At 58.5% G+C, this 4,219-nt stretch carries 3 protein-coding genes; all 3 read left to right on the forward strand.

Annotated elements, in window-relative coordinates; all coding sequences use genetic code 11:
* The first annotated feature begins 226 nt into the window (after nt 1-226).
* The gene (locus ACOSYY_RS12595) at nt 227-1,564 is read left to right on the forward strand and encodes a 3-deoxy-D-manno-octulosonic acid transferase (protein ID WP_421662802.1); all 1,338 of its coding nucleotides are present in this window, start codon (nt 227-229) and stop codon (nt 1,562-1,564) included.
* Between the two features lies 1 nt (nt 1,565).
* Nucleotides 1,566-2,657: a tetraacyldisaccharide 4'-kinase gene (gene lpxK / locus ACOSYY_RS12600; protein ID WP_421662803.1), complete on the forward strand. Its 1,092-nt coding sequence runs from the start codon at nt 1,566-1,568 to the stop codon at nt 2,655-2,657.
* On the forward strand, nt 2,650-4,219 hold a 1,570-nt coding region (gene waaF / locus ACOSYY_RS12605), incomplete at its 3' end, for a lipopolysaccharide heptosyltransferase II (RefSeq protein ID WP_421662804.1). The genes lpxK and waaF, both read left to right, overlap by 8 nt.

Consider the following 4,219-nt stretch of genomic DNA (forward strand, 5'->3'; position numbering starts at 1 on the left):
CCCATACCCGTTTTCCAGAGGCCTCTTTCTTTCTGGGAACCCGCTCTGGATCTCCCGCGAAGCCGATGAAGCTTCACTCGAGGCGGCTCGCCTGGAGCTTGAGACGATTCTCAATCGCCTGACGGATCAAGCGGAACAAGATGTCGTTGGTTAGCCGTCATGCGCAGCTCGGAGGCGATGCGTCCGGTCATTCTACGCATGACGAGTGACGGTCAGCGGTGTTGCCATGTGGAAGTTGCTTTATAACATCGGCCTACTGTTCGCGACCCCTGTGATTGTGGGCGTCCTCTTGGCCAAGCCACGTTGCAGGCCGGGTTTTTTCCAGCGGATGGGCCGGCAGCGCCGGTCTTCCGACGGCGGTGGAACGTTGCAGCCGCTTATTTGGGTGCACGCGGTGTCGCTCGGTGAAGTGGTGGCGGCGGCGCCCCTCGTGAAGGCACTGCACGAGCGCCATCCGGAGTTTCGCTACATCGTGACGACGGTGACCGAGACCGGACGTGAGGCGGTCGAACAACGTTTAGGGGGCATCGCCGAACATCGATACGCTCCGCTTGATTTTCCCTGGGCCGTGGCCGGTGTGGTTCGGCGTCTGCGTCCGATGCTCTATGTGTTTGTCGAGACCGAAATATGGCCGAACTTATTGTGGACATTACGAGATCAGGATGTGCCCTCCGTGCTGGTGAACGGGCGGTTGTCTTCCCGGTCGTTTCGCCGTCAAGACCTGCCCGTGATCCGCTCGTTCTATCGCTCGGTGCTTCAGACGCTGACTCTCTGTTTGATGCAATCCCAGAGGGATGGAGATCGTCTTGTCGCGCTGGGGGCTGATTCGGCGCGGGTTCATGTGACCGGTAATATCAAGTTCGATCAACCGCTGCCGAGCGTTCGATCGGATGAGTTGTTCCGCCGAAGCGTCGGGATCGATGAACATGAACAGTTGATTCTCGCCGGGAGTACGCATCCCGGTGAAGAGGAACTGCTGGTTTCAGCCTACCGGCGCATCGTGAAGACCCATCCCTCAGCGGTATTGATGTTGGCGCCTCGCCATATCGAGCGAGCGGACAGAGTCGAAGCGACGCTTCGAGAAGCAGAATTTGTCGTCCAGCGGAGGAGTCGGATTCGAGAGAAACAATCAGGCCCACGCGTGATTATTTTGGATACCCGAGGAGAGTTATCTCGCGCGTATCGGGAAGCCGTCGTGGCATTCGTCGGCGGGACCTTGGTTCCCGTGGGGGGACACAATTTGTTGGAACCGGCTGTGTGGGGCACCCCCGTCCTGTTTGGGCCCCATACGGATCATTGCGCTGAAGTCGCAACACTCTTATCCGAAGCCGGAGGAGGTCGACGAGTGGCGGGAGTGGAAGACCTAGTTGCCACTCTTGAAGAATGGCTGGGTCAGCCTGAAATTCGATATCGGGTAGGGCAGTCTGCAAGACAGGCTGTGTTGGACAATCAAGGCGCGCTCACCCGTAGTCTGGAACTTATTGAAACGTGCCTCCGTCCAGATCATTCGTATTCCGACTCTTGTGCGGCGACGGGGCCGGGACCTCTTATGGCCAAAACCTGACATGGCGTTCTTGCATCCTGGACAACCGGTCCGCAAGGGGCTTTGCTGGGTTGCTGGATTGTACGGCCTCATCATCCGATCTCGGCTGTGGTGCTATCGGAAAGGCTGGCTCACGACCACACGGCTGCCCTGTCGGGTAGTGAGCGTAGGCAATCTTACGGTCGGGGGGACAGGAAAAACTCCCATCGTCATTCTTCTGACGAAATGGCTGTTGGCCAAAGGGCAGAGGGTGGCGATCTTGAGCCGGGGGTACAAACGGACGAGCAAGGCACATCGTCTTCTCGTGTCCGACGGATCCCGAATTTTGATCGGACCGTTGGAAGCAGGGGACGAGCCGTTTCTCATGGCGCAGCGTTGCCCACAGGCGATTGTCGCCGTGGGAGCCGATCGAGTTGCGCTAGGGCAATGGGTCTTGGAACAGCATCCGGTCGACTGCATCGTTTTGGATGATGGGTTTCAACATCGGTCGCTTCATCGTGATGTCGATCTTGTGTTGCTGGATGCTACCGATGCCGCAGGGCTTGACGCGCTGCTTCCGGCCGGAAGACTACGGGAACCCTTGACGGAGCTGTGTCGAGCCGATGCGGTCATGATTACGCGCGCCGATTCTCGTCAGGATGTGGACGCGATTCGTAGCCGATTGCGAGTGATGTCATGTTCATCCGAAGAAGCCGTTGAAGTTGTGTTTCGACCCGAGTCCATTGTGTCGATCGCTTCGGATGCTCGGCAACCGGTCGAATGGTGCCGAATGAAAAAAGCTTGGTTGGTCAGCGGCATCGGGAATAGCCGATCATTCCGGCGATCAGCCGAATCCATGGGCGTTGAGATCTTGGGTGAGAGCGCCTTCGAAGATCATCACGGCTACCACGACGGCGATATCGAGGAGATTCGCGCCAATCTACAGGCCGCTGGTTGCGAGATCGTTCTGACGACCGAGAAGGACGGAGGGAAGCTGCTTCCCTTGCTCATGCCAAGCGATCCCTGGTGGATGCTTCGTCTAAGGACGGAAATCGTGCGAGGAGAAGAGCGGCTGTACAGATTGATCGATGGGCCGTTACTTGGCCGGACACAACAAGTGAGGTCTCGTGCGTAGAGATTTGCCTCGCAAAATTCTGGTGCGAGCCCCGAATTGGATCGGCGATGCCGTCATGTGCGAGCCGGCTGTCGGTGCGCTGCGGTCTCTGTTCCCCGAGGCGGAGTTGACGATGCTCGCCAAACCTGCCATCGCCGAGCTGTTCATCGCCCACCCGAGGCTCCATGCTGTTCTGGTGTACGATGACAAGGGGACTCATGCGGGAATTTCCGGAAAGTGGGCGCTCGCCGGCATGTTGCGACGGCATCGCTTCGATTTGGCGGTCCTGTTTCAGAACGCGTTCGAAGCCGCATTCCTTGCGTGGCTCGCCGGCATCCCACGGCGGTATGGGTATGCCACGGACGGAAGGGTTTTGTTTCTGACCGAACCGGTCGCTGTTCCCAACGACCCTGTGCCCGTGCATCAAGTCGAATACTATTGGAACTTGTTGAGACCATTGGGAATGACCGGCAGAGCCACTCTTCCCACGCTGCTCGTTTCGGCAGAGGAAGACCGAATGATGGGCGTACGGCTTGCGTCGGCCGGTATTGATTCGTCGGACCTCATTATCGGTATCAATCCCGGATCGACCTACGGCAGCGCTAAACGGTGGTTGTCCGACCGATTTGCCGAAGTCGCGAAACGACTTGTGCGAAGATTGGAACAGTCTGAAAGCGCGCATGTTGCGGTGGTCATTCTGGGAGCGAAGGGCGAGGAATTGCTGGGGGAAGCCATTGCGGCGCAGCTCGGCGGGCGATCGATTGTCTTATCCGGCGCGACGACCATTCGAGAGCTCATGGCGGTTGTAAAGCGTTGCCGCTTACTGATTACGAACGATACAGGGCCGATGCATATCGCCGCCGCGTGCGGTGTGCCGGTCGTGGCTGTGTTCGGCCCCACGGATTGGCGTACCACTTCGCCGTATGGGCAAGAACGGTCGATCGTTCGGGAAGCCGTAGACTGCGCGCCCTGCTTTCTCAGGGAATGCCCGATCGATCATCGTTGCATGACTCGCATTCCCATTGACCGGGTGTATCCGGCAGCAGAGCAACACCTTGCGGGCGTATCGGGTCTATCCCGAAGCGCGGATCAGCCGGACCGAACAGGCCAGCCGGATCACACGAACCTTCTCTCCGGCTACACCATCTTTCTTGATCGAGATGGAACGCTCAACCCCGATCCGGGCTACATCAACTCCCCCGATCAGTTTGAGTTGTTTCCAGGAGTGCCTGAGGCGCTCGCCAGGCTGAAGCGGGCCGGCGCCCGATTGATCGTCGTCACCAACCAGTCGGGAGTGGCGCGAGGATTTTTGACGCGCAATGACCTCGATGCCGTGCACAGGAAACTTAAGCGTCTCCTGGATGTTGCTGGCACGTCACTTGACTCGATCTATTTCTGTCCCCACCATCCTGACGACGGTTGCGGGTGCCGAAAGCCGAACCGTGGGATGATCGACCAGGCGGTGGAGGAATGGGGGGTAAACCTTGATCGGTCCTATTTGATCGGCGATCACATCCGCGATATCGAGTTGGCGAAGCGGATAGGGGCGCGAAGTGTCTTGGTGACGACAGGAGTCATCCCCC

The organism is Nitrospira sp. BLG_2 (assembly GCF_049222245.1).

Coding starts and splice junctions, on each gene's coding strand:
- ACOSYY_RS12595 (WP_421662802.1), top strand. CDS start 227: ATGTGGAAGTTGCTTTATAACATCGGCCTACTGTTCGCGACCCCTGTG.
- lpxK (WP_421662803.1), top strand. CDS start 1,566: ATGGCGTTCTTGCATCCTGGACAACCGGTCCGCAAGGGGCTTTGCTGG.